This is a genomic window from Legionella impletisoli, assembly GCF_900639875.1.
In the GTDB taxonomy this organism is placed as follows: Bacteria; Pseudomonadota; Gammaproteobacteria; order Legionellales; family Legionellaceae; genus Legionella_A; species Legionella_A impletisoli.
On the sequence record NZ_CAAAIA010000003.1, the window covers coordinates 26,096 to 46,896 of the forward strand.

A 20,801-nucleotide genomic window follows, 5' to 3' on the forward strand; every position below is an offset into this window, starting at 1 on the left:
ATTTACAATTATGTTACAGCCGAAACGAACAAAATATCGAAAGCAAATGAAAGGCCGAAACCGCGGACTGGCTCAACGAGGCAGCAAAGTTAGTTTCGGTGAATTTGGTTTGAAGGCAGTTGAAAGAGGTCGATTAACTGCGCGTCAGATCGAAGCAGCACGACGAGCGATGACTCGCCACATTAAACGTGGTGGTAAAATTTGGATTCGTGTGTTTCCTGATAAACCAATTACTCAAAAGCCATTAGAAGTCCGACAAGGGAAAGGTAAGGGGAATGTTGAGTATTGGGTAGCACAAATTCAGCCCGGAAAAGTACTTTTCGAAATGGAAGGTGTTAGTAAAGAATTAGCAATCGAAGCATTTAATTTAGCTAAGGCAAAGCTTCCATTCAAAGTGACCTTCGAAGAGCGTAAGGTGATGTGATGAAAGATATAAGTGAATTAAGACAATTAAATATGGAAGAGCTAAAGCAGGAATTGCTACAGCTAAGAAAAGAGCAGTTCAATTTACGATTAAAAAGAGCCAGTGGGTCACTTGATAAGACTCATTTAATTACTGCCGTTCGTAAATCTATAGCTCGAATTAAAACCATTATGACAGAAAAGGCAGGTGCGTAATGTCCGATCGTGAAACAACCGCCAGAACCACCGTTGGTAAAGTCGTTAGTGACAAAATGGAAAAAACAATCGTGGTATTGGTTGAGAGAACTGTAAAGCATCCCAAGTATGGAAAAATGATTAAGCGTACAACAAAAATGCACGCGCATGATGAAAATCAAGTTTCTAAAATTGGAGATACCGTAAAGATTCGTGAGACCCGTCCGCTCTCTAAAACGAAAACATGGGAATTAGTTGAAGTAATTTCCTAAATTCACGATTCGATTTACTTTTAAAATACCAAGAGGCCTGATATAATCAGCAGCCTTTTTCTGGTCAAATTTTAGATCTGGAGAATAGAATGATACAAATGCAGACGGTGCTCGATGTCGCAGATAATAGCGGCGCGCGCAAAGTGATGTGTATCAAGGTGCTAGGCGGCTCTCATAGACGATATGCCCGTGTTGGTGACATCATTAAAGTTAGTATTAAAGAGGCGATACCCCGCAGCAAGGTCAAAAAAGGCGCTGTAATGAACGCTGTTGTCGTGCGCACCAGTCAAGGTGTACGACGTGATGATGGTTCATTAATTCGTTTTGACGGTAACGCAGCTGTGCTACTGAATAACCAGTACGAGCCTATAGGTACACGTATTTTTGGCCCAGTTACCCGCGAGCTTCGTGAGAGATTTATGAAAATCATCTCACTTGCCGCTGAAGTATTATGAGAAGGATGGTGTTATGAAACGCATTAAACAAGGCGATACCGTCATAGTAAACACGGGTAAGAGCAAGCAACATGTCGGCAAAGTTGTCCGAGTGGTTGATGACAGAGTTGTTGTTGAAGGAGCTAACTTAATAAAGAAGCATGTTAAGCCCAACCCTCAACTGGATCAGCGTGGTGGAATCATTACTAAAGAAGCACCTTTGCATGTTTCTAATGTTTCACTGTACAACCCGGTTACCAAAAAGGCTGATCGTGTTGGCTTTAAATTTATCGAAAAAGATGGCAATAAGGTCAAGGTGAGATATTTCAAGTCAAATGATGAATTAGTTGACCTTGCATAATTAGGTGATGGAAATGGCTAGACTTAAAGAATTTTATAGAACAGAAGTGGTCGATAAGCTGATGAAACAATTCGGCTACAAAAGTATCATGCAAGTGCCTAAAATCGAGAAGATTACTCTAAATATGGGAGTTGGCGAAGCCGTGGGTGATAAAAAGGTCATGAACTTTGCTGTTGAAGATCTTCAAAAAATCTCCGGGCAAAAACCGATTGTGACGAATGCAAAAAAATCAATTGCTGGTTTTAAAATACGTGAGGGATGGCCAGTAGGATGCAAAGTCACATTAAGACAAAACCGAATGTATGAGTTCCTAGATCGGCTTATCACGATTACCTTGCCAAGGGTTCGTGACTTCAGAGGCTTAAACCCTAAAGCTTTTGACGGAACTGGTAACTATAGCATGGGGATCCAAGAGCAAATCGTGTTTCCTGAAATTGATTTCGACAAGATCGATACAATTCGCGGCCTAGATATTTGCATTACGACCAGTGCTAAAACAAATGAAGAAGGTAGAGCGCTTTTAGAAGCCTTCAATCTGCCTTTAAGAGATAAAGATAGAAAATAAGAAGGGTATAACTGTGGCTAAAAAATCAATTATTGCACGCGAACTCAGAAAAAAAGAATTGGTTGATAAATATCGAAGCCGACGTGCTGAATTAAAAGAAGTGATCAAGTCATCTAATGACGTCGATGAAATAATGGAAGCGCAGGAAAAATTAGCTAAGTTACCTGTTAATTCAAGCCCAACACGACACACCAGACGTTGTCAGCAGTGCGGACGTCCTCATGCGGTTTACCGTAAATTTGGTTTGTGTCGTATTTGCCTGCGCGAGCAACTAATGACTGGAAATGTCACCGGCGGTAGAAAATCTAGCTGGTAATAACTATTTTAGTGGAGAACAATTGTGAGCATGCACGATCCCGTTGCTGATATGCTGACCCGGATTAGAAATGGCCAGCAAGCTAAGCACCAAAGTGTTACCATGATTTCATCTAATTTAAAAGAAGAAATCGCAAGGGTGTTGAAAGATGAAGGTTATATAACAGACTACGCCGTTGAGTCGTTAGACAATAACCAAAAAGCTATTACACTCACTTTGAAATATTTTAAAGACGCTCCAGTTATTGAGCGTATTAAAAGAATAAGTCGCCCAGGTTTGCGGGTGTATAAATCTTCTAAAGAATTATCCGCAGTTCCTGGCTTTGGTATTGCTATTTTATCAACCTCCAAAGGTGTTATGACACATATAGCGGCTAAAGCAAACGGTGTTGGTGGTGAACTTCTGTGTGAAGTGGCATAATACAAGCGAGGAACGATATGTCTAGAGTAGCAAAAGCCCCTATTAAGCTGCCTTCAAACGTTGAAATTACAGTAGGTAAAGATAGCGTTACCGTGAAGGGCCCAAAGGGCACTTTAATGCAGCATTGTAATCGATTGGTTAAAGTAACCAAAGATGAAGATAAAAAGCAAATTAACCTAAACCCAGCATCAAATGATCCTAATGCTTGGGCGCAGGCCGGCACGGCTCGTGCAATTATTAACAATATGGTAAAAGGCGTAACCGAAGGATTTGAGCGTTCTTTAGAACTAGTTGGCGTAGGTTATCGTGCTCAGGCTAAAGGAAAGTCAATTTCTCTTTCATTGGGTTATTCTCATCCAATTGAATATGCTTTACCTGAAGGCGTAGCCGTTGAAACACCAAGCAATACGACTATTGTACTCAAAGGTATTGATAAGCAGTTGCTCGGTCAAGTGGCCTCCGAAATTCGAAGCTTGCGACCACCTGAGCCTTATAAAGGGAAAGGGGTTAAGTACGCAGGTGAAACCATTATTCGTAAAGAAGCGAAGAAGAAATAAGGTAGAAGACATGAATAAGCAAACTGCCCGAAAGCGCCGCGGTCTTAAAACAAAATATAATATCCGAAGCTCTAATCGTTTAAGATTAGTTGTCTATCGAAGCGCATCTCATATTTACTCTCAAATCGTTGAGCGGACCCCGAATGGAGATAAAGTGCTTGCAGCTTCATCTACATTAGATAAAGAGTTGCGCTCAACTTTGTCCGGCAACAAATCTGAGCAAGCAGCCCAGGTTGGCAAGTTATTAGCTCAACGCGCAAAGCAAAAGAAGATCGAAGCAGTAGCTTTTGATCGATCTGGTTATAAATACCATGGCCGCGTTAAAGCATTAGCTGATGCAGCTCGTGAAGCTGGCTTAGAATTTTAAGGATTTATTATGGCAAATGAAGAAATACAAAAAACAGACGGTTACCAGGAAAAGCTGGTCTCGGTCACTCGAACTGCAAAGGTGGTAAAAGGTGGGCGTGTATTTGGTTTTGCCGTTCTGGTTGTCGTTGGTGATGGAAAGGGAAAGGTTGGTTTCGGCCGTGGAAAAGCACGTGAAGTACCAATCGCTATTCAAAAAGCAATGGATCAAGCTAAAAAGAATATGGTTTATATCCCTTTAGCAGGTAATACAATCCACCATGAGATTACTCAGAGTTATGGCGCTTCTAAAGTATTTATGAAGCCTGCAAGCGAAGGTACTGGAATCATCGCTGGTGGCGCAATGCGTGCCGTGCTAGAAGTATTGGGTGTGCAAAATATCTTAGCTAAGAGCATTGGATCAACTAATCCAAGCAATATTGTACGTGCAACCATCAGCGCACTAAAACACATTGGAACACCAGATTACGTGGCTGCCAAGCGTGGTAAGTCTGTACAAGAAGTGATGGCAGGGTAGACATGAAAAATAAAATTAAAATCACCTTGAACAAAAGCCTAATCGGTCGTATACCGGCTCATATCGAAATTGCTAAACAATTAGGTCTGAAAAAGGTAAACAGCACAGTGATTCAACCAGATAACCCATCCATTCGAGGTATGGTAAATAAAATTAATTATCTGGTTAACGTTGAGGAGAATGTAAAGTGAATTTAAATACTATATCTCCAGCACCAGGTGCTAAAACAAGTAAGAAGCGCGTGGGAAGAGGCATTGGATCTGGCTTAGGTAAAACCAGTGGGCGTGGTCACAAAGGGCAAAAAGCCCGAGCTGGCGGTTTTCATAAGATCAATTTTGAAGGCGGACAAATGCCTATTCAACGCCGATTGCCTAAAATGGGATTCAGTTCGCGCGTTGGTAAAACCGTTGATCAGATAACCTTATCTGAGCTTGGAAAAGTACAAGCTAAGACCATAGATTTGGCTGCTTTAAAAGAAGCGGGGCTCGTAAATAAGTCAATACTGGAAGTTAAAGTCATTCTATCTGGTGAGTTAAAGAGCGCTGTGACACTACAGGGCTTAAAAGTAACGAAAGGTGCGCGTAAAGTTATTGAAGACCTTGGTGGAAGCATAGAAGAGTGAATATGAGAAACCAGAAGCAAGGAATTGGCCCTTCATTAGGAGGATTAGCTGAGCTTAAATCTCGATTGATGTTTGTTGCTCTGGGAATCTTAGTTTATCGATTGGGTGCGCATATCCCAGTCCCTGGACTTGATCCACAGAAGTTAGCTAATTTTTTTAGCGAACAGCAAAACACGATTTTTGGTTTATTTAATATGTTTTCTGGTGGTGCATTATCGCGAGTGACGGTGTTCGCAATTGGGATAATGCCCTATATTTCTGCATCCATTATGATACAGTTGTTTACTGTGGTGGTGCCAAAACTTGAGCAACTTAAGAAAGAGGGTGAGTCTGGTCGACGTAAGATAAACCAGTACACACGCTACTTAACCATGGTGCTGGCAATATTCCAGTCGCTTGGTATGGCTCGATGGTTGGCAGCACAGCAAATTGCTTTACAACCCGATTTGGCATTTTATTTTACTGCGGTCGTTACCTTGGTAACGGGAACCATGTTCTTAATGTGGCTTGGGGAGCAGATCACTGAAAAGGGTGTTGGAAATGGTATTTCCCTCATCATCTTTTCAGGAATTGTGTCTAGTATGCCAGGAGCAATTGCATCTGTATTACAGCAAGTTAAAGAAGGTCAAATGCAAGCATTGACGTTGCTGCTCATAGCCGTCATTGTTGTGCTTGTTACAGGCTTTGTTGTGTTTGTAGAGCGTGGCCAGCGTCGCATTCGCGTGAACTATGCTCAAAGAACTCAAGGTCGAAAAGTTTATGCGGCACAAACCAGCCATTTACCATTAAAAATTAATATGGCTGGTGTTATTCCGCCAATTTTTGCATCGAGTATTATTTTATTGCCTGCGACGTTGGCGCAGTTTTTTGCTCGAGGTAAAGGAATGGATTGGCTATCTGATATTGGCATGGCGCTTTCACCAGGTCAGCCACTTTATCTAATTGTGTATGCTGCAGCGATATTGTTTTTTGCATTTTTTTATACGGCTCTTGTGTTCAATCCAAAGGATACTGCAGATAACCTTAAGAAGTCAGGAGCGTATATTCCTGGAATTAGACCAGGCGAACAAACAACACGATATATTGATTCGGTCATGACAAGGCTGACATTGGTTGGAGCAATCTATCTGGTTCTCGTTTGTTTGTTACCACAAATTATGATGTATACATGGCACGTTCCATTTTACTTTGGCGGAACATCATTACTGATTATTGTTGTTGTAATTATGGATTTTGTAGCGCAAGTACAGGCTCATTTGATGACACAGCAATATGACTCGCTGATGAAGAAGGCAAATTTTAAAGGAACGAAACTGCCTGGTCTATTATGATTTATATTGGAGTAAATGATGAAAGTTAGAGCGTCAGTTAAACGAATTTGCCGCAACTGTAAGATTATTAAGCGTGGTGGTACAGTCCGTGTAATCTGTAAAGATGCACGACACAAGCAAAAGCAAGGGTAACCCTCTTGATTTTAATCACTGAAACTAGTATTCTTCTGTCCCTTTCGGCAGAGCAAGTAAAGATCGGAGAAATAATTAATGGCTCGTATTGCAGGAGTTAATATACCGGATAATAAACATGTGGTAATCGCACTTACATACATATACGGTATTGGAAAGAAAACATCGATAAACATTTGCGAAAAAGCAGGTGTTGAGACCACCAAAAAAGTTACTGAATTAAGCGATTCAGAACTTGATAGCATTCGAAGCGAAATTGCTAAGGTTACTGTTGAAGGTGATTTAAGGCGTGTCGTTAGCATGAACATTAAGCGCTTGATGGATTTGGGATGCTATCGCGGTCTTAGACATCGTAGAGGGCTTCCAGTACGTGGGCAGAGAACGAAAACGAATGCAAGAACTCGAAAGGGCCGACGTAAAGGCGCAGTTTGATATTTCACTTAGGATTTAAAGATGGCAACAACTAAGTTAAAACAACAAAAGACACGTAAGAAAGTAAAGCGTCAAGTCTCGGATGGTATTGTTCATGTGCATGCCTCCTTTAACAATACAATCATTACCTTTACAGATAGACAAGGCAATGCCTTGTGCTGGGCAACCTCGGGTGGTTCTGGTTTTAGAGGATCACGAAAGAGTACACCGTATGCAGCACAAGTAGCTACTGAAAAGGCTGCTGCTGTTGCTAAAGACTATGGTATGAAATCTGTGGCTGTATTTGTTCATGGTCCTGGACCTGGTCGAGAGTCAACGATTCGAGAGCTCATCTCTCAAGACTTTAAAATTGTAGAAATCACAGACGTCACAGGCATACCGCATAACGGTTGTAAGCCGCCTAAGAAGCGTCGCGTATAGAATCAGGAGTATTCAATGGCTAGATACCTTGGTCCAAAGTGTAAGTTATCACGTAGAGAAGGGACCGATTTATTATTAAAAAGTGGTGTACGGGACCATAAGTCCAAGTGCAAATCAGAAAAGCTTCCTGGTCAACATGGCGATAAGCGCCCACGGTTAAGTGACTATGGTTTGCAGCTTCGTGAAAAGCAAAAAATTAGACGCCTGTATGGTGTTTTGGAAAATCAATTCCGTAATTACTATAAAGCCGCCGCAAGACAAAAGGGTGCTACGGGTGAAAACCTAATGGCATTGCTCGAGCGTCGATTAGATAATGTGGTTTATCGCATGGGATTTGCAAGCACTCGAAATGAAGCGCGGCAGATCGTTGCACATAAGGCAATCTTGGTTAATGATCAAGTCGTGAACATCCCCTCTTTTTTAGTTAAGCCTGGTGATGTTGTATCGGTACGTCAAAGAGCGCGTGAGCAAGGTCGTATCAAGGCAGCAATAGCGTTATCTGAACAACGTGCTTCATGTGATTGGCTGAATGTTGATTTGCCTTCATTTAAAGGCACATTTAGCACAACACCAACCCTGGAAGATCTTCCACCTGATTTTAACGTTAACCTGGTGGTTGAACTTTACTCAAAGTAAAATCGGAGATATAGCCGAATGTATACTGATATTAATGAAATGCTGACACCTAAGGTTCTGAAAGTTCAATCGGAAACCCCTAATCACAGCCGTATTGTACTAGAGCCATTGGAGCGGGGCTTCGGTCACACGCTTGGTAATGCATTGCGACGGATTTTAATGTCGTCTATGCCAGGCAGCGCTATTACTGAAGTTAGTATTGACGGCGTATTACATGAGTACAGCACCATTGAAGGTGTGCAGGAAGATGTAGTAAACATATTATTAAACCTAAAAGAAGTGGCAGTAAAGCTTTCTGTTGGTAACGAAGCGACGTTAAAGCTTAGCAAAAAAGGACCTTGTCAAGTAACCGCTGGAGACATTGAGCTTACTCATGGTGCTGAGATATTAAATCCAGAGTTTGTGATTGCTAATCTGAATGAAAACGGATCTTTGCAAATGACTCTAAAGGTCGAAAAAGGCATTGGATTTCGTTCAACTGAAACCTTTGTTCGTTTGCTCGAAGATGAAATGAAGGAAAAATCAGTCGGTAAACTGAAAATTGACAGCACCTTTTCCCCGGTTAAGAAGGTGGCTTATTTTGTTGATAACGCCCGTGTCGAAAACCGTACGGATTTAGATAAACTGACGATTGATTTGCAAACCAATGGCACCATTGATCCTGAAGAAGCAATTCGAATTTCTGCAAGTATTTTACAACGCCAGTTACACAGCTTTGTCGATATGAAGTTTGAAGAATCTCGCCATGATCAAAAGGAAAGTAATGAGTTTGATCCGATTCTTTTAAGACCAGTTGATGATCTCGAGTTAACGGTTCGCTCAGCTAACTGTTTGAAAGCTGAAAATATTAATTACATCGGTGATCTGGTCCAGAAGACTGAAAATGAATTGTTGAAAACCCCCAATCTCGGTAAAAAATCTCTGACTGAAATTAAGGACGTGCTAGCTTCTCGCTCCTTATCATTGGGGATGAAACTTGAGAATTGGCCGCCAGAGAATCTTGGCGAATAATATTAGGAGTTTTAGTTATGCGTCATCGTAACATCGGCCGAAATCTTAGCCGCACAAGCAGCCATAGAAAGGCAATGTTTTCAAACATGTGCAATTCACTTATTGAGCATGAATTGATTAAAACCACGTTGCCCAAAGCCAAAGAACTACGTCGTGTTATTGAGCCTTTAATTACCATCAGTAAGGAAGACTCAGTAACATCACGCCGTAGAGCGTTTGACCAACTACGTAGCAAAAGCACCGTAGGAAAGTTATTCACCCAACTAGGCCCACGCTACAAAGAGCGCCCCGGCGGTTATATCCGAATTCTTAAATGCGGATACCGTACAGGCGATAATGCTCCTATGGCAATCGTTGAATTGGTTGACCGACCAACGGACTTTAGCGAAGACTCTGAATGAGTGCTTGTTAAACACATAAAAAAGCCAGGGTATTCCTGGCTTTTTTATTACTCTTCTACAGCCACTTTTTTAATTTACTCAATTCCTAATTGTAAATTCATAAACTATACTTAAATCACAGGGCAAACGCATCTATTCTTAAACATGGCGCTTTTTTTTTGCCTACTTGCCCTGCTTTATGCAGGGCATCTAGTCGATCTTGAATGAAGTTTGGAGCTGGATTCCTCTCATAATGCGTGGAACATAGACATGTTGATTTCATTTAGTGCAATTAGATGCGTTTATTCTGACTTAAATTGCTATTCATAAAAGGAGAACGTAATGAAACGTTTCATGACAGGAGTCGCCGCATTAGCGTTACTAGTTGGTACAGCCTTTGCTGATACCAACGAGATAAGCAAACATTACAAGACGGTTACTTTGCAAACCAGTGATGGAACAAAAATTCACGCCGTCATTTCCCAAGATGAATTTGATAAATTGAAAGATAAAGATTTATCTAAGGGAGTCAGCGTTGAGCTACGGTGCCCATATGAGGCAAATGGTTGCTCGTAATCCCGACTATTGATTGAAATTAAAACCTGGATGATAGGATTTTCTTTTCATCCAGGCGTTGATAAGCAGATTAGCTACGCTTAATCTAAAATATGCGTTAACAGTTTAAAACGGAACATCATCATCTAAATCTTGGAATGCGTCGGGTTCGGCGACCGGTTGAGCGGGTTTTTGTGCACTTGTGCCATAGGATTGATTCGTACTAGGCTCAGAATAAGAAGGTGTATTCCCTTTTGAGTCGAGCATTTGAATATCAGAAGCGACAATTTCTGTTGTGTAACGATCTTGGCCTTGCTGATCTTGCCACTTTCGGGTGCGAAGGCTGCCTTCAACATAGAGCTTGGATCCTTTACGTACGTATTCTCCGGCAATCTCGCCAAGGCGATTAAAGCAGACGACTCGGTGCCACTCGGTGCGCTCTTGTTTATCTCCCGTTTGTTTATCTTTCCACGTTTCACTGGTGGCAACAGACAACGTCGTTACTGCATTTCCGTTTGGCATATAACGAACTTCAGGGTCAAGTCCTACATTGCCAACTAAGATAACTTTATTAATCCCGCGAGCCATATATTCTCCATTGTGCGATAGTTAAGGTAAGTTCGATAAGCCAAGGGCTTACTCGAACTGAATTCATGTAGTTAATGAATGATTATAACGAATTCTCGCACCGATTCGTAGGGTAAAGACGAAATCCTCTCCGTGCGGAATAAAAAACACGTAAGGTTTCGTTTTTACCTTGCCTTACGTGATAACGTCGCAATAACACGCTCAACGCTGCCGGGTTTATATTCTGCATGATTAAGGCGCAAATACACATTCTTTTCTTCAGGAATAAAGGTGGCTTCAACGACTCCAGGTATGGCGAGAAGTTTTGATTGAATAATCGCTTCAGATTCATCGGTTTTAGGCGATTTGATAATGAGTGTCGAAAAATAAAGATAAGGATTCATAAAGGAAGCAATCGCGAGCCATAAAAAACTAATCAACGCATTCACCGCAAAAAGGCCACGGCTATTTAAGCTTTGATAGACGAATCCAGCGAGGGCACCGCCTGCAAAAATACCTAAAAATTGACAGCTTGAATAAATACCCATTGCAGTCCCTTTGCTGGCTGCGCTGGCTTGTCTTGAAACGAGTGAGGGGAGGCTTGCCTCAAGAAAATTAAACGCAATAAAGTAGAAAAAGAGGAGAAGACAAATGCTAAGCCAATATGAATAAGTTACAGTTAATAACGTCTGGCATAATGCTATCACTAGAACAGCCGCCACAAAAATGGGTTTTATCATTCTTTTTCGCTCGGCTAGAATAATAAACGGTACCATAGCTAAAAAAGAAAACACCATCAGTGGCAAGTAAAAATGCCAGGACTTTTCGAGTAAGCCTGCTTCGATTTGTTGTTGTAAAAGAATAGGAATGGCGAAAAAGGTTGAGGTCAAGATAAAGTGCTGGCAAAAGATCCCTGCATTTAAACGCAATAAATGGGGGTTTTTTAGTGCTGGTTTTAATAAAGCAGGAGAGACTTCGCTATCGAGGTGAAACGGTTCTTTTACTGGAGTCGGAACGACACCAAAGACTAAAATTAAACCAAAACAGGCGAGAATGGCCGTTAAATAAAAAATGCCCGATAATCCAAAATAGTGTGTCATTGTTGGGCTAATAACCATGGCGATGCTAAACGATAGCCCAATGGTGGCTCCGATAACCGCCATGGCCTTGGTGCGGTGCTCATCAGGCGTAAGATCAGCCATGAGGGCAATTAATACACTGCCTATGGCCCCCATTCCTTGTAAAATTCGAGCAGCAATCATGCCATAGATTGAGTTGGTGACTCCACCCAGAAGACTTCCAGCTACAAACAATGATAAGCCAACCGCTAAGATTGGTTTTCGACCAAAACGATCAGACAACAATCCCATTGGTATTTGCAATAGGCCTTGGCTTAAACCATAGCTTCCTAGAGCAATCCCAATTAAGGCGGGAGTTGCATCCATCAAATTTGGTGCATAGATAGTAAATACAGGGATCAGCATAAATAATCCAAGCATTCGAAATGAGAAAATAGCAGCAATCGGAAGAACACAGTTCGTCCAGTTCAATTTCATTCGTACTTTCACCACGTAAAAACAGTGTGCAGATAGTACATAGTTTGAATGATAGAAACAAGGGCGAACATTGACAGAAATAAGGAATCAAGGTAGTTTGCAATGTTTTATTTCAGAGATTTTTATGACTCAAGCACTCGTTAACAAAGTGGCGCTTATTACCGGTGGAGCCCGCGGGATAGGTAAAGCCACTGCTCTAAAGCTTGCTGAAGCCGGATGTGATATTGCTATTGTCTATTTTAATAGCTCGGATGAAGCCTCGGCATTAGTTGCTCAAATTGAAGACTTAGGACAAAAAGCAATTGCCATTCAAGCCAATGTGGCTGACCATCAATCCGTTAAAGAAATGTATACGCAATTTCAAACGCATTTTAAGCGGCTTGATATCTTAGTCAGCAACGCCGCAAGTGGCGTCTTGAAACCTGCTACCAAAATGAGCACCAAACATTGGCGATGGTGCCTTGAAACCAATGCTTTAGCTTTAAATCACCTCGTTACAGAAGGCAAACATTTAATGCCCGTTGGTGGACGTGTTATTGCTTTATCGAGCCTTGGTGCCCAACGCGCCATTCCGAATTACGCGTTTATCGGCGCTTCTAAAGCGGCATTAGAGGCATTAGTACGGTCATTAAGTTTAGAGCTCGCAGAAGAGGGCATTAGTGTTAACACCGTTTCCGCAGGGGTAGTGGATACCGATGCTTTAAAGCATTTTCCAAACCGTGAGCAATTATTAGATGAATACCAAGCTCATGCGTTAGCTCCACGTGCGCTTACCCCAGGAGATGTTGCAAATGCCATTTATCTTTTATGTTTACCGGAGGCTGAGATGATTAAAGGCCACACGCTATTTGTTGATGCTGGATACAGCGTGGTTGGTTAGGACCGATGATCGGTTATCCCCCAGCCAGAGAAGTTTCTAAGATAGGTGACAATGGCTAACATTTTATCAGGGCAAGTAGGCAAAAAAAGCGTGTCAAGTGAAAAAATTAGATGCGTTTGCCCTGTCATTTTATGACTAACATAGCTGTATTCAGAAAACTTATGATATACTGCGAACATTTTGAAAAATGTTGGTATCACAGAGGAATAAAATGAACGTAGAACATGTTTACCCAAAGGTGCGGGAAATCGTTGCCGACGTCTTAGTAATCGATGAAGAAGAAGTTTCATTAAACAGCCGCCTCATAGCCGATTTAGGCGCTGAATCAATTGACTTCCTCGATTTAGTATTCCAACTTGAAAAAGAATTTAATATAAAAATCCCTCGTGGGCAGTTGGAAAAAAATGCCCGTGGTGATTTAGCAGAAGATGAGTTTGAAAAAGGTGGCGTCTTAACTGAAAATGGCATGAAAGCATTAAAATGCTACCTCAGTGAAGTACCCGCTGAACATTTTAAACCCAATTTGAAAGTCAATGAAATCCCTACTCTTTTTACGGTTGAAACCTTTTGTAAACTGATTGTCTCTGCCGTAAATGAACAAAAAACAGCTGAACCAGTAGCTTAATGCGGTTTTTATTTGTTGACAGAATTTTAGAGTTAACCCCCGGTCAAATGACTCGGGGGGTAAAACAAGTCACGAATAACGATTTTTACTTGACTCGCGCTAAAGATGGTCGCTCTTGTTTTATTCCTTCTTTAATTGGTGAAACATTAGGCCAGCTCGCAGCCTGGAATGTCATGTATTCTAATGATTTTACGGCTCGTCCTGTGGCAGGCATCGTTTCCAGCGCTCATTTGCTTCGGCCTGTGTATGTTGGTGAAACGCTGTTACTGGAATCCGTTATCGACGCATGGGATGAAACCTCTGTTCGTTATCATAGTCATGCCTATGTTGATGATGAAGAAGTGTTTCGAATTGACAGCGCCTTGGGCCCGATGTTACCCATGGCTGATTTTATTGACGATGCGACCATTCGAAACCAATTTTTTGAAATTCATAGTCAATCATCGAGCGATGAAAACTTAACTCCTAAAGAGAACAATACTTTAACCAGTATATACTTTCCAATGAGCTTTGATCGCGTCTTGGACTTAAAGCCCGGTGTGGAAATGGTTGCTGAAATGTATGTGAATCCAACCGCTCCTTATTTCCCCGACCATTTTCCTAAAAAACCCGTCTTGCCTATGACCGTTCTATTGGAATCGAAGCTTAATATGGCCAATGAGTTTATCCAACAATCAGCATTTGATAAGGCCTATTTAGTTCGCGAAATGCGAAAAATCAAAATGAATGAATTTGTTGTGCCAGGTGATAGATTGCTAAGTCATCTTATGGTTAAACACCAAGCCGATGATGAAATTACTTTAGGTTTTCGCAGTGAAGTAAATGGTAAGCGAGTTTGCGTATTAGAAGTGGTAATGACCGCGAAGGATTTATGATGAAAAAACGACGAGTTGCAATTACGGGGATAGGCGTTGTTTCCCCTTTAGGCCATGATGCTCAATCGACTTGGCAAAATTTAATGGCCGGAAAGTCTGGTGTGGCTGAAATTAAACAATTTGATGCCCATGCGTTTCCAACTCGTATAGCCGCGGAAGTCAAAGATTATACCCCTCCTTTAGAGCGCTTCGGCAAGCACAAGCGCTTTGCTATGTCCTTTACCAACTTTGCTCTAGATGCGGCCATTCAAGCGTTTGATGATGCTGGAATTTTACCGACTGAAACCAACGCGAATCGTTGGGGTGTTGTCACAGGCAGTGGCATGATGACGGCAGAATTTGATTATTTAAATCGTTTTCAAAAAGTTTGTGCTTCAGAAGGCGAAATTAATTGGCATGAATTGCACCGTCAGGAACAATCGTTTTATCAGCTTGTTGATTTTGGGAAAACCACATCAAATGCTGGCTTATCGTTATTAATCCAACAATTTAATATTCGAGGGTATGCAAGCTCTGTACATACTGCCTGTGCCTCGGGGGGCCAAGCATTAGGTCTTGCCCTGCAGGTGATTCGGCGAGGCGATGCAGATTTTATGTTGGCAGGTGGATTTGATTCAATGATTAATCCATTAGGGCTTTCAAGCTTTTGCCTTCTTGGTGCATTATCAACGTACAATGAAACCCCTGAAACAGCAAGTCGTCCTTTTGACGGCACAAGAAATGGATTTGTCTTAGGAGAAGGCGCAGCCTTTTTAGTGCTTGAGGAATGGTCTAAAGCCAAGGCGCGCGGGGCCCATATTTATGCCGAATTAGCTGGTGAGGGTAATACCTTAAGTTCTTATCGAATTACAGATTCCCATCCAAATGGTGATGGTGCGATACAAGCGATGCAACAGGCGATTCGCGATGGCGGTGTTCAAGTGAATGATGTCGATTACATTAATGCTCATGGCACATCGACAAAAATGAATGACTTAAGTGAAACGAATGCGATTAAAGCGGTGTTTGGCAATAAAGCGAAACAGATCCCAGTGAGTTCCACTAAGAGTCAAACCGGACACCTTATTGCAGCTGCGGGTGCTTTAGAGGCGGTTTTATCCATTCTAGCTATTCAAAAGGCCCAGGTTCCCAAAACAGCGAACTTAACGACGCCTGATCCTGATTGCGACCTAGATTATATTGTCGATGGACCGCGCGAAAAATCGTTAGGCGTGGTGCTCTCCAACTCGTTTGGATTTGGTGGATCAAACAGTAGTTTATTATTTAAGCATCCTGAGTTTGAAGGAGTGGGGCATGAGTGAGAATCATCGAGTATTTATCACAGGCTATAGCGCCTTGACTGCAAGTGGTGCGAATGCAGAAGAAACCTGGTCTTCTGTTCTTCAAGGTAAACAAGGTATTGATGAAATCAAAGAATGGGATATCTCTTCTTGGCCATGTCGGCTCGGTGGTGAGCTAAAAGCATTTCAGCCTGCAAAATTGTTACCCGATCGCAAATTAATGAAAGTAATTTCTCGTCAAGATGTGATGGGGATTAATGCCGCAATGCAAGCCGTGGAACATAGCCAGCTATTGCCTTACCGAGATGGGTTGGACCTATCTGAAGAATTTAACAACAGGACTGGAGTCTATGTTGGCTCGCCTGGCAATAAGTATTTTCAACAATATGATTTTTTGTCACTCGTGAGTAAAACTGGTGACAACATGCAAGCTTTTGCCGAGAAGCTCTTTGAAGAAGTTCACCCGATGTGGCTTTTGCGTATACTGCCTAATAATGTATTAGCTTACACAGGAATAACGTATGGATTTAAAGGCCCAAATCATAATATAACCAATCATGCGGTAGGTGGCTTACAAGCAGTCCTGGAAGCATATCATGCTATCCAACAAGGACTTATTTCTCGTGCCGTTGTCATCGCCTATGATATGGCTACAGAGCCGCAAGCGTTATTTTATTATGACAAACTCGGTGTAATTAGCTACCGCCACTTAAAACCCTTTGACGAGCAGCATGATGGCACTATTTTAGCAGAAGGGGCTGCTGCAATGGTTTTAGAAAGTGAAGCGAGCGCGAAAGCTCGCTCTGCTTCATGTTTTGCTGAAATCATCACAGGCTCAACGTCCACTGAAGCAGATGGGCTTTTTTCTGTAGAAGAAGGTGGAGTGCATTTAGCACAATCCATTAATCAGATGCTAGAAAGTCATCAGTTGGATGTCGAATCCTTCGGTATGGTGGTTGCCCATGGCAATGGGAATGTAAAATCAGATGAAACCGAGGCTAAAGCACTTACACAAGTATTTGGTCAATATTCTGTGCCCGTTACTGCATTTAAATGGTCTATGGGCCATACCGTTTGTGCGTCTGGATTAGTTGATGGGGTATTGGCTACAAAGTCGCTAGAAACTGGCACTATCCCGGGTATCGCTAATTTTGAAAAAGCAGCTGATTCTTGTAAGGTGCTTAATCTTTCACGTGAGCATCGCGAACTGGATAAATCTAAACCTTATTCGTTGCTCGTGAATCGAGGGTTTGGCAGTATTAATGCGAGTTTGATTATTAAGCGTTGTGATGACTAAAAATGTTGATGTCCGTAAGCTTCCTCTCAGTGTTGTGGGAAAGTTTTTTTATTATTTTTTGCCTTATAGAAAGCGCATCGTGCTCTCTAACATCAGGCAAGTCTTTGGCGATGATTTGTCAGAGAAAGAACAAATTCATTTGGCAAAGTCGTTTTATTCTCATTTAGCCACTTCGCTAAAAGAAACCTTTCAACTTCGTTTCATGAGTGAACGAGCTTTAAAAAACCAAGTTGAAGTTCGTGGCTATGAGCAGCTACTCAGCGTGGCCGGTGAAGGTCGAGGCGTACTCATCTTAACGGGCCATTTTGGAAATTGGGAGTTTGCGCCCATAGGTGGGATTTTAAATTTTAAGGAATTTCAGGGACAGTTTCATTTTATTCGACGAACCTTAGGTAATAAATGGCTTGAGCGGATCTTGTTTCGTCGTTATTACAAAGCAGGTCTTCATGTCATTCCCAAAAAAAATTCATTGCAGCAGGTCTGTGATGCATTAGAGCAAAATCACGCCGTGGTTTTTGTATTGGATCAACATGCCTCTATCGTTAATCGTGATGGAGTGGCTGTAGAATTTTTTGGTAAAAAAGCAGGAACCTATCGAAGTTTAGCGAGTTTTGCTCGTCATACTGGCGTACCAGTGATCCCGGCTGCAGGATATCGGCTAGGTAAAAAACATCATGTCTTAGAATTTCATGAACCCATTTATTGGCAGGATTACGGCAGTACCCAAGAATCGATTTACCAGAATACAAAAACCTATAATCAAGCGCTGGAAAAGATCATCCTAGCCCATCCGGAGCAATGGCTTTGGCTCCATAAACGTTGGAAACTAAAGGAGTCAGGAGTCAGGAGTCAGGAGTCAGGAGTTAGGAGTCAGGAATCAGGAATCAGAAATCAGGAATCAGGAATCAGGAATCAGGAATTGAATAGGGAAGATTCTTGATTTTATATCTTATTTTTGCCAAAACTGTCGTGAAAACAAAATGAGCAGCGAAAAAATTTCCAAACGCCCTGCAATCATAGCAAACATCAATAACCACTTGCTGGGAAGATTTAAATGATCAAAGGTCACGCTAATGGCTCCAATGCCTGCTCCTGCATTCGCTAAGGAAGCAACAATTGCTGAAAATGAAGTGACAAAATCATTTCCAAAGGCCATAAACAAGACCATCAATCCTAAAAATAAAGCAATAAACACGGAGATAAATCCCCACATCGATTGCAATACAGGCTCATCAAGAATATGTTCGCCAAACTTGATTGGAATAATGGCATTAGGATGTAGTAAGCGCGACATTTCGCGCTTGCTTTGTTTAAACAATAATAACGCTCTGAGTACTTTAACTCCACCACAGGTTGAACCGGCACACCCGCCTATAATAGCTAAGATCAAAATCATCACAGGGATAAACGTTGGCCAGGCACTAAAAGGAGAAGATATAAAACCGGTCGTGGTTGCTAGGGAGATAATGTTAAATAAGCTTTTTACAAATGCATGATGATTGGCCTCAAAATATCCATAAGTAATGAGACCTGCGGTAACGATGCAAGTTGCTAAGAATAATACTTTAATGTAAAACCGAAATTCCTCATCTTGCCAATAATGGGTGAAGGCGCGTTTTTTTATCGCTAAAAAATGCAATGCAAAATTGGTGGCGCCTAAAATCATAAAAAATGAAGCAATAAGCTCGATGGTGTTGCTGTGATAATATGCAAAACTTTGATCATGCAGAGAAAAGCCCCCTGTTGAAACGGTAGAAAAGCTTTCGCCCAAAGCATCAAACCAATCCATGCCAGCAGCCCAATAGCACAACATACACAGTAACGTCAGTAGAAAATATATAGACCATAGCGCCTTTGCCGTTTGTGCAATTCGTGGGGTTAATTTTGATTCTTTCATAGGCCCTGGAGTTTCTGCTCGATAAAGCTGCATTCCGCCGACGCGAAGCATAGGTAAAATTGCGATGGCCAAAACAATAATACCCATTCCGCCTAAAAATTGCAGTTGCTGGCGATAGTATAATACGGCGTGAGGCAAATCATCGATGTGGCGGATAATGGTAGCCCCTGTGGTGGTGAAGCCAGACACCGATTCAAACACCGCATCCGTTAGGCTGTGTGTTTCTTTATTTATCGCAAACACAAAGGGTAGCGAAGCAAACAAGCACAACACAAACCAAAATAAAACCACAATGAGAAAACCATCGCGAGTTTTCAAGTCATTGCGATGATTTTTGAAGCAAAACCAGAGTATAGCCCCAGTACCTAAGGTACAGAAAAAGGCCGCTATAAAAGGCCACCAGAAATCCTCATGAAAAATAAAATTAAAAATTAATGGCGTTAGCATGCTTAGGCTGAAAATCATTAATAACAAGCCAATTAATCGCAGAATGGTTTTAATTTGCATAATAAAAGGAACCTAATCTAAGAAACTTAAGTTAACTTGAAACAAAGACTCCACTTGACGTACATAGCGGCGTTTATGCAAGAGTAAAATGACGTGATCTTCGGGCTGTAAAGTGATTTCGCTACGAGCAATGTAAACCGTTTCTCCTCTTACAATCGCAGCAATGAGACAAGTAGGGGGCAAATCAATTTGATCTAAGGTGCGACCGATAACTTTTGAGGTGGTTTCATCACCGTGAATGATAAGCTCAATCGCTTCGGCTTCTTCATGTAAGCGATGAACTTTGACCATATTTCCACGTCGCAGTTTGGTTAGAATGCTGCCAATGGTGATTCGTTGTGGTGATATAGCGTGATCGATGTTGCTGTCATTAATTAAATCGACATATGTGCTGCGATTCACCAAGGCCATAACATGACGTGTCCCCAGCCTTTTTGCCTGTAGGCAAGACATAATATTTGCTTCATCGTCATTGGTTACAGCACAAAATACGTCCGTAAATTCAATGTTTTCGTTAACTAATAAATCACGATCCGCAATATCACCTTGTAATATTGTGGATTTATGTAATTGTGACGCGAGGTAATTAGCACGTTCAAAGTTATGTTCAATGACTTTTATACGATAATGGGACTCTAGGGCTTGAGCTAATTTGCTGCCAATATGTCCACCACCTGCGATGATTAAGCGGCGATTGGGGTGAGTATATCGACCTAATGCGATTAATACTTGCTGGATGGCTTGTGGGGAGGCAATAAACAAGACATCATCATCTTTTTCAATAACGCATTGCTCTTCCATTGGTAACGCAACATTATCTCGAAACACCGCTACTACCCCAGCCTCAATTGCGCTTAAATGATGATCCAGTTCTTTAATGGTTTTTCCAATCATGATTCCATCAGATTGAGGCTTAATCGTTACAAGAAGAACGCGACCGTCGGAAAAATCAAGGATATTGGACGCTCCTGGATAATCAATTAATTTCACAATGTGTTCAGTGACTAATTTTTCAGGGCTAATGCAAACATCAACTGGAATGTGTTCATGACTAAATAAATCAGGATATTGATAGTAATGCCTTGAGCGAATGCGCGCGATTTTATTCGGAGTACGAAACAAGCTATAGGCAATTTGACATCCCATCATGTTGATTTCATCGCTGTTCGTCACTGCAATAAGCATATCCGCCTGCTCAATTCCTGCATCAATAAGAATATTAGGATGTGAGGCACAGCCTTGAACCGTTTTAATATCAAGGCGGTGTTGAATATCACGCAAACGCGTACCATCGATATCAACTAATGTAATATCGTTGTCTTCATGAGCGAGATTACGTGCTAATGTTCCCCCAACCTGACCTGCACCCAGTATTACGATACGCATAGGTTTC

At 41.7% G+C, this 20,801-nt stretch carries 31 protein-coding genes; 27 read left to right on the top strand and 4 right to left on the bottom strand.

Annotated elements, in window-relative coordinates; genetic code table 11:
• Nucleotides 1–10: 10 nt before the first annotated feature.
• The 21 genes from rplP (at nt 11) to E1O41_RS04255 (ending at nt 9,945) form a co-directional block, all read left to right on the top strand.
• Entirely contained in the window at nt 11–424 is a 414-nt protein-coding gene (rplP, locus tag E1O41_RS04155) for a 50S ribosomal protein L16 (protein ID WP_131776059.1), read from the top strand.
• Complete coding sequence (gene rpmC / locus E1O41_RS04160; protein WP_131776060.1) at nt 424–618, top strand: 50S ribosomal protein L29; 195 nt, start codon at nt 424–426, stop codon at nt 616–618. The genes rplP and rpmC overlap by 1 nt, the downstream gene beginning before the upstream one ends.
• The gene (rpsQ, locus tag E1O41_RS04165) at nt 618–869 is read left to right on the top strand and encodes a 30S ribosomal protein S17 (RefSeq protein ID WP_131776061.1); all 252 of its coding nucleotides are present in this window, start codon (nt 618–620) and stop codon (nt 867–869) included. The genes rpmC and rpsQ overlap by 1 nt, the downstream gene beginning before the upstream one ends.
• A gap of 89 nt (nt 870–958) precedes the next feature.
• Complete coding sequence (gene rplN / locus E1O41_RS04170; protein ID WP_131776062.1) at nt 959–1,324, top strand: 50S ribosomal protein L14; 366 nt, start codon at nt 959–961, stop codon at nt 1,322–1,324.
• 13 nt (nt 1,325–1,337) lie between these two features.
• Nucleotides 1,338–1,664, top strand: a complete 327-nt coding sequence (rplX, locus tag E1O41_RS04175) for a 50S ribosomal protein L24 (protein ID WP_131776063.1) — start codon at nt 1,338–1,340, stop codon at nt 1,662–1,664.
• Nucleotides 1,665–1,677: 13 nt separating this feature from the next.
• On the top strand, nt 1,678–2,229 hold the full coding sequence (gene rplE / locus E1O41_RS04180; protein ID WP_131776064.1) for a 50S ribosomal protein L5: 552 nt from the start codon (nt 1,678–1,680) through the stop codon (nt 2,227–2,229).
• Nucleotides 2,230–2,242: 13 nt separating this feature from the next.
• Complete coding sequence (gene rpsN, locus E1O41_RS04185; protein WP_131776065.1) at nt 2,243–2,545, top strand: 30S ribosomal protein S14; 303 nt, start codon at nt 2,243–2,245, stop codon at nt 2,543–2,545.
• Nucleotides 2,546–2,575: 30 nt separating this feature from the next.
• The gene (rpsH, locus tag E1O41_RS04190; RefSeq protein ID WP_444543254.1) at nt 2,576–2,965 is read left to right on the top strand and encodes a 30S ribosomal protein S8; all 390 of its coding nucleotides are present in this window, start codon (nt 2,576–2,578) and stop codon (nt 2,963–2,965) included.
• A gap of 17 nt (nt 2,966–2,982) precedes the next feature.
• Complete coding sequence (rplF, locus tag E1O41_RS04195) at nt 2,983–3,522, top strand: 50S ribosomal protein L6 (protein ID WP_131776067.1); 540 nt, start codon at nt 2,983–2,985, stop codon at nt 3,520–3,522.
• A gap of 10 nt (nt 3,523–3,532) precedes the next feature.
• Entirely contained in the window at nt 3,533–3,889 is a 357-nt protein-coding gene (gene rplR, locus E1O41_RS04200) for a 50S ribosomal protein L18 (protein WP_131776068.1), read from the top strand.
• Nucleotides 3,890–3,898: 9 nt separating this feature from the next.
• A complete protein-coding gene (rpsE, locus tag E1O41_RS04205; RefSeq protein WP_131776069.1) occupies nt 3,899–4,405 on the top strand; it encodes a 30S ribosomal protein S5 in 507 nt (168 codons plus the stop codon).
• A 2-nt stretch (nt 4,406–4,407) separates the two neighbouring features.
• Nucleotides 4,408–4,596 (top strand): 50S ribosomal protein L30, encoded by a 189-nt coding sequence (gene rpmD, locus E1O41_RS04210; protein ID WP_131776070.1) that lies wholly within the window; start codon nt 4,408–4,410, stop codon nt 4,594–4,596.
• On the top strand, nt 4,593–5,027 hold the full coding sequence (gene rplO, locus E1O41_RS04215; protein ID WP_131776071.1) for a 50S ribosomal protein L15: 435 nt from the start codon (nt 4,593–4,595) through the stop codon (nt 5,025–5,027). Before rpmD ends, rplO begins: the two co-directional genes overlap by 4 nt.
• Before the next feature lie 2 nt (nt 5,028–5,029).
• On the top strand, nt 5,030–6,358 hold the full coding sequence (gene secY, locus E1O41_RS04220) for a preprotein translocase subunit SecY (RefSeq protein WP_131776072.1): 1,329 nt from the start codon (nt 5,030–5,032) through the stop codon (nt 6,356–6,358).
• Nucleotides 6,359–6,376: 18 nt separating this feature from the next.
• Nucleotides 6,377–6,490, top strand: a complete 114-nt coding sequence (gene rpmJ, locus E1O41_RS04225; protein ID WP_010654813.1) for a 50S ribosomal protein L36 — start codon at nt 6,377–6,379, stop codon at nt 6,488–6,490.
• Between the two features lie 78 nt (nt 6,491–6,568).
• Nucleotides 6,569–6,922 (top strand): 30S ribosomal protein S13, encoded by a 354-nt coding sequence (gene rpsM / locus E1O41_RS04230; protein WP_131776073.1) that lies wholly within the window; start codon nt 6,569–6,571, stop codon nt 6,920–6,922.
• A gap of 21 nt (nt 6,923–6,943) precedes the next feature.
• Entirely contained in the window at nt 6,944–7,342 is a 399-nt protein-coding gene (rpsK, locus tag E1O41_RS04235) for a 30S ribosomal protein S11 (protein ID WP_131776074.1), read from the top strand.
• A gap of 15 nt (nt 7,343–7,357) precedes the next feature.
• Nucleotides 7,358–7,978, top strand: a complete 621-nt coding sequence (rpsD, locus tag E1O41_RS04240) for a 30S ribosomal protein S4 (protein ID WP_131776075.1) — start codon at nt 7,358–7,360, stop codon at nt 7,976–7,978.
• Nucleotides 7,979–7,996: 18 nt separating this feature from the next.
• Nucleotides 7,997–8,989 carry a DNA-directed RNA polymerase subunit alpha gene (locus E1O41_RS04245; RefSeq protein WP_131776076.1) on the top strand — a complete coding sequence of 331 codons (993 nt, stop codon included), beginning with the start codon at nt 7,997–7,999 and terminating at the stop codon, nt 8,987–8,989.
• Nucleotides 8,990–9,006: 17 nt separating this feature from the next.
• Nucleotides 9,007–9,390: a 50S ribosomal protein L17 gene (gene rplQ / locus E1O41_RS04250; protein WP_131776077.1), complete on the top strand. Its 384-nt coding sequence runs from the start codon at nt 9,007–9,009 to the stop codon at nt 9,388–9,390.
• A gap of 321 nt (nt 9,391–9,711) precedes the next feature.
• Complete coding sequence (locus tag E1O41_RS04255) at nt 9,712–9,945, top strand: histone H3/H4 domain-containing protein (RefSeq protein WP_131776078.1); 234 nt, start codon at nt 9,712–9,714, stop codon at nt 9,943–9,945.
• A 105-nt stretch (nt 9,946–10,050) separates the two neighbouring features.
• Here the strand turns inward: E1O41_RS04255 and ssb are convergent, their stop codons facing one another.
• Together ssb and E1O41_RS04265 are read right to left on the bottom strand one after the other, a co-directional pair.
• A complete protein-coding gene (gene ssb, locus E1O41_RS04260) occupies nt 10,051–10,512 on the bottom strand; it encodes a single-stranded DNA-binding protein (protein ID WP_131776079.1) in 462 nt (153 codons plus the stop codon).
• Between the two features lie 164 nt (nt 10,513–10,676).
• A complete protein-coding gene (locus E1O41_RS04265) occupies nt 10,677–12,047 on the bottom strand; it encodes an MFS transporter (RefSeq protein ID WP_131776080.1) in 1,371 nt (456 codons plus the stop codon).
• Between the two features lie 124 nt (nt 12,048–12,171).
• Between E1O41_RS04265 and fabL the strand changes: the two genes are divergently transcribed.
• The 6 genes from fabL to E1O41_RS04295 all read left to right on the top strand — a co-directional run bounded on the left by fabL (nt 12,172) and on the right by E1O41_RS04295 (nt 17,944).
• Nucleotides 12,172–12,927: an enoyl-[acyl-carrier-protein] reductase FabL gene (fabL, locus tag E1O41_RS04270; RefSeq protein ID WP_131776081.1), complete on the top strand. Its 756-nt coding sequence runs from the start codon at nt 12,172–12,174 to the stop codon at nt 12,925–12,927.
• Between the two features lie 211 nt (nt 12,928–13,138).
• Nucleotides 13,139–13,552: an acyl carrier protein gene (locus tag E1O41_RS04275; protein WP_131776082.1), complete on the top strand. Its 414-nt coding sequence runs from the start codon at nt 13,139–13,141 to the stop codon at nt 13,550–13,552.
• Nucleotides 13,552–14,427 carry an ApeI family dehydratase gene (locus tag E1O41_RS04280; protein ID WP_131776083.1) on the top strand — a complete coding sequence of 292 codons (876 nt, stop codon included), beginning with the start codon at nt 13,552–13,554 and terminating at the stop codon, nt 14,425–14,427. Before E1O41_RS04275 ends, E1O41_RS04280 begins: the two co-directional genes overlap by 1 nt.
• Nucleotides 14,427–15,728 carry a beta-ketoacyl-[acyl-carrier-protein] synthase family protein gene (locus E1O41_RS04285; protein WP_131776084.1) on the top strand — a complete coding sequence of 434 codons (1,302 nt, stop codon included), beginning with the start codon at nt 14,427–14,429 and terminating at the stop codon, nt 15,726–15,728. Before E1O41_RS04280 ends, E1O41_RS04285 begins: the two co-directional genes overlap by 1 nt.
• On the top strand, nt 15,721–17,004 hold the full coding sequence (locus E1O41_RS04290; protein ID WP_131776085.1) for a beta-ketoacyl-[acyl-carrier-protein] synthase family protein: 1,284 nt from the start codon (nt 15,721–15,723) through the stop codon (nt 17,002–17,004). Before E1O41_RS04285 ends, E1O41_RS04290 begins: the two co-directional genes overlap by 8 nt.
• Nucleotides 16,997–17,944, top strand: coding sequence for a lysophospholipid acyltransferase family protein (locus E1O41_RS04295; RefSeq protein WP_131776086.1), 948 nt, complete (start codon nt 16,997–16,999; stop codon nt 17,942–17,944). The genes E1O41_RS04290 and E1O41_RS04295 overlap by 8 nt, the downstream gene beginning before the upstream one ends.
• A gap of 9 nt (nt 17,945–17,953) precedes the next feature.
• Here E1O41_RS04295 and E1O41_RS04300 read toward each other — a convergent pair whose 3' ends face one another.
• Both E1O41_RS04300 and trkA read right to left on the bottom strand, forming a co-directional pair.
• Nucleotides 17,954–19,408, bottom strand: a complete 1,455-nt coding sequence (locus E1O41_RS04300; protein WP_131776087.1) for a TrkH family potassium uptake protein — start codon at nt 19,406–19,408, stop codon at nt 17,954–17,956.
• Between the two features lie 12 nt (nt 19,409–19,420).
• Nucleotides 19,421–20,794, bottom strand: coding sequence for a Trk system potassium transporter TrkA (gene trkA, locus E1O41_RS04305; protein ID WP_131776088.1), 1,374 nt, complete (start codon nt 20,792–20,794; stop codon nt 19,421–19,423).
• Between the last annotated feature and the right edge of the window lie 7 nt (nt 20,795–20,801).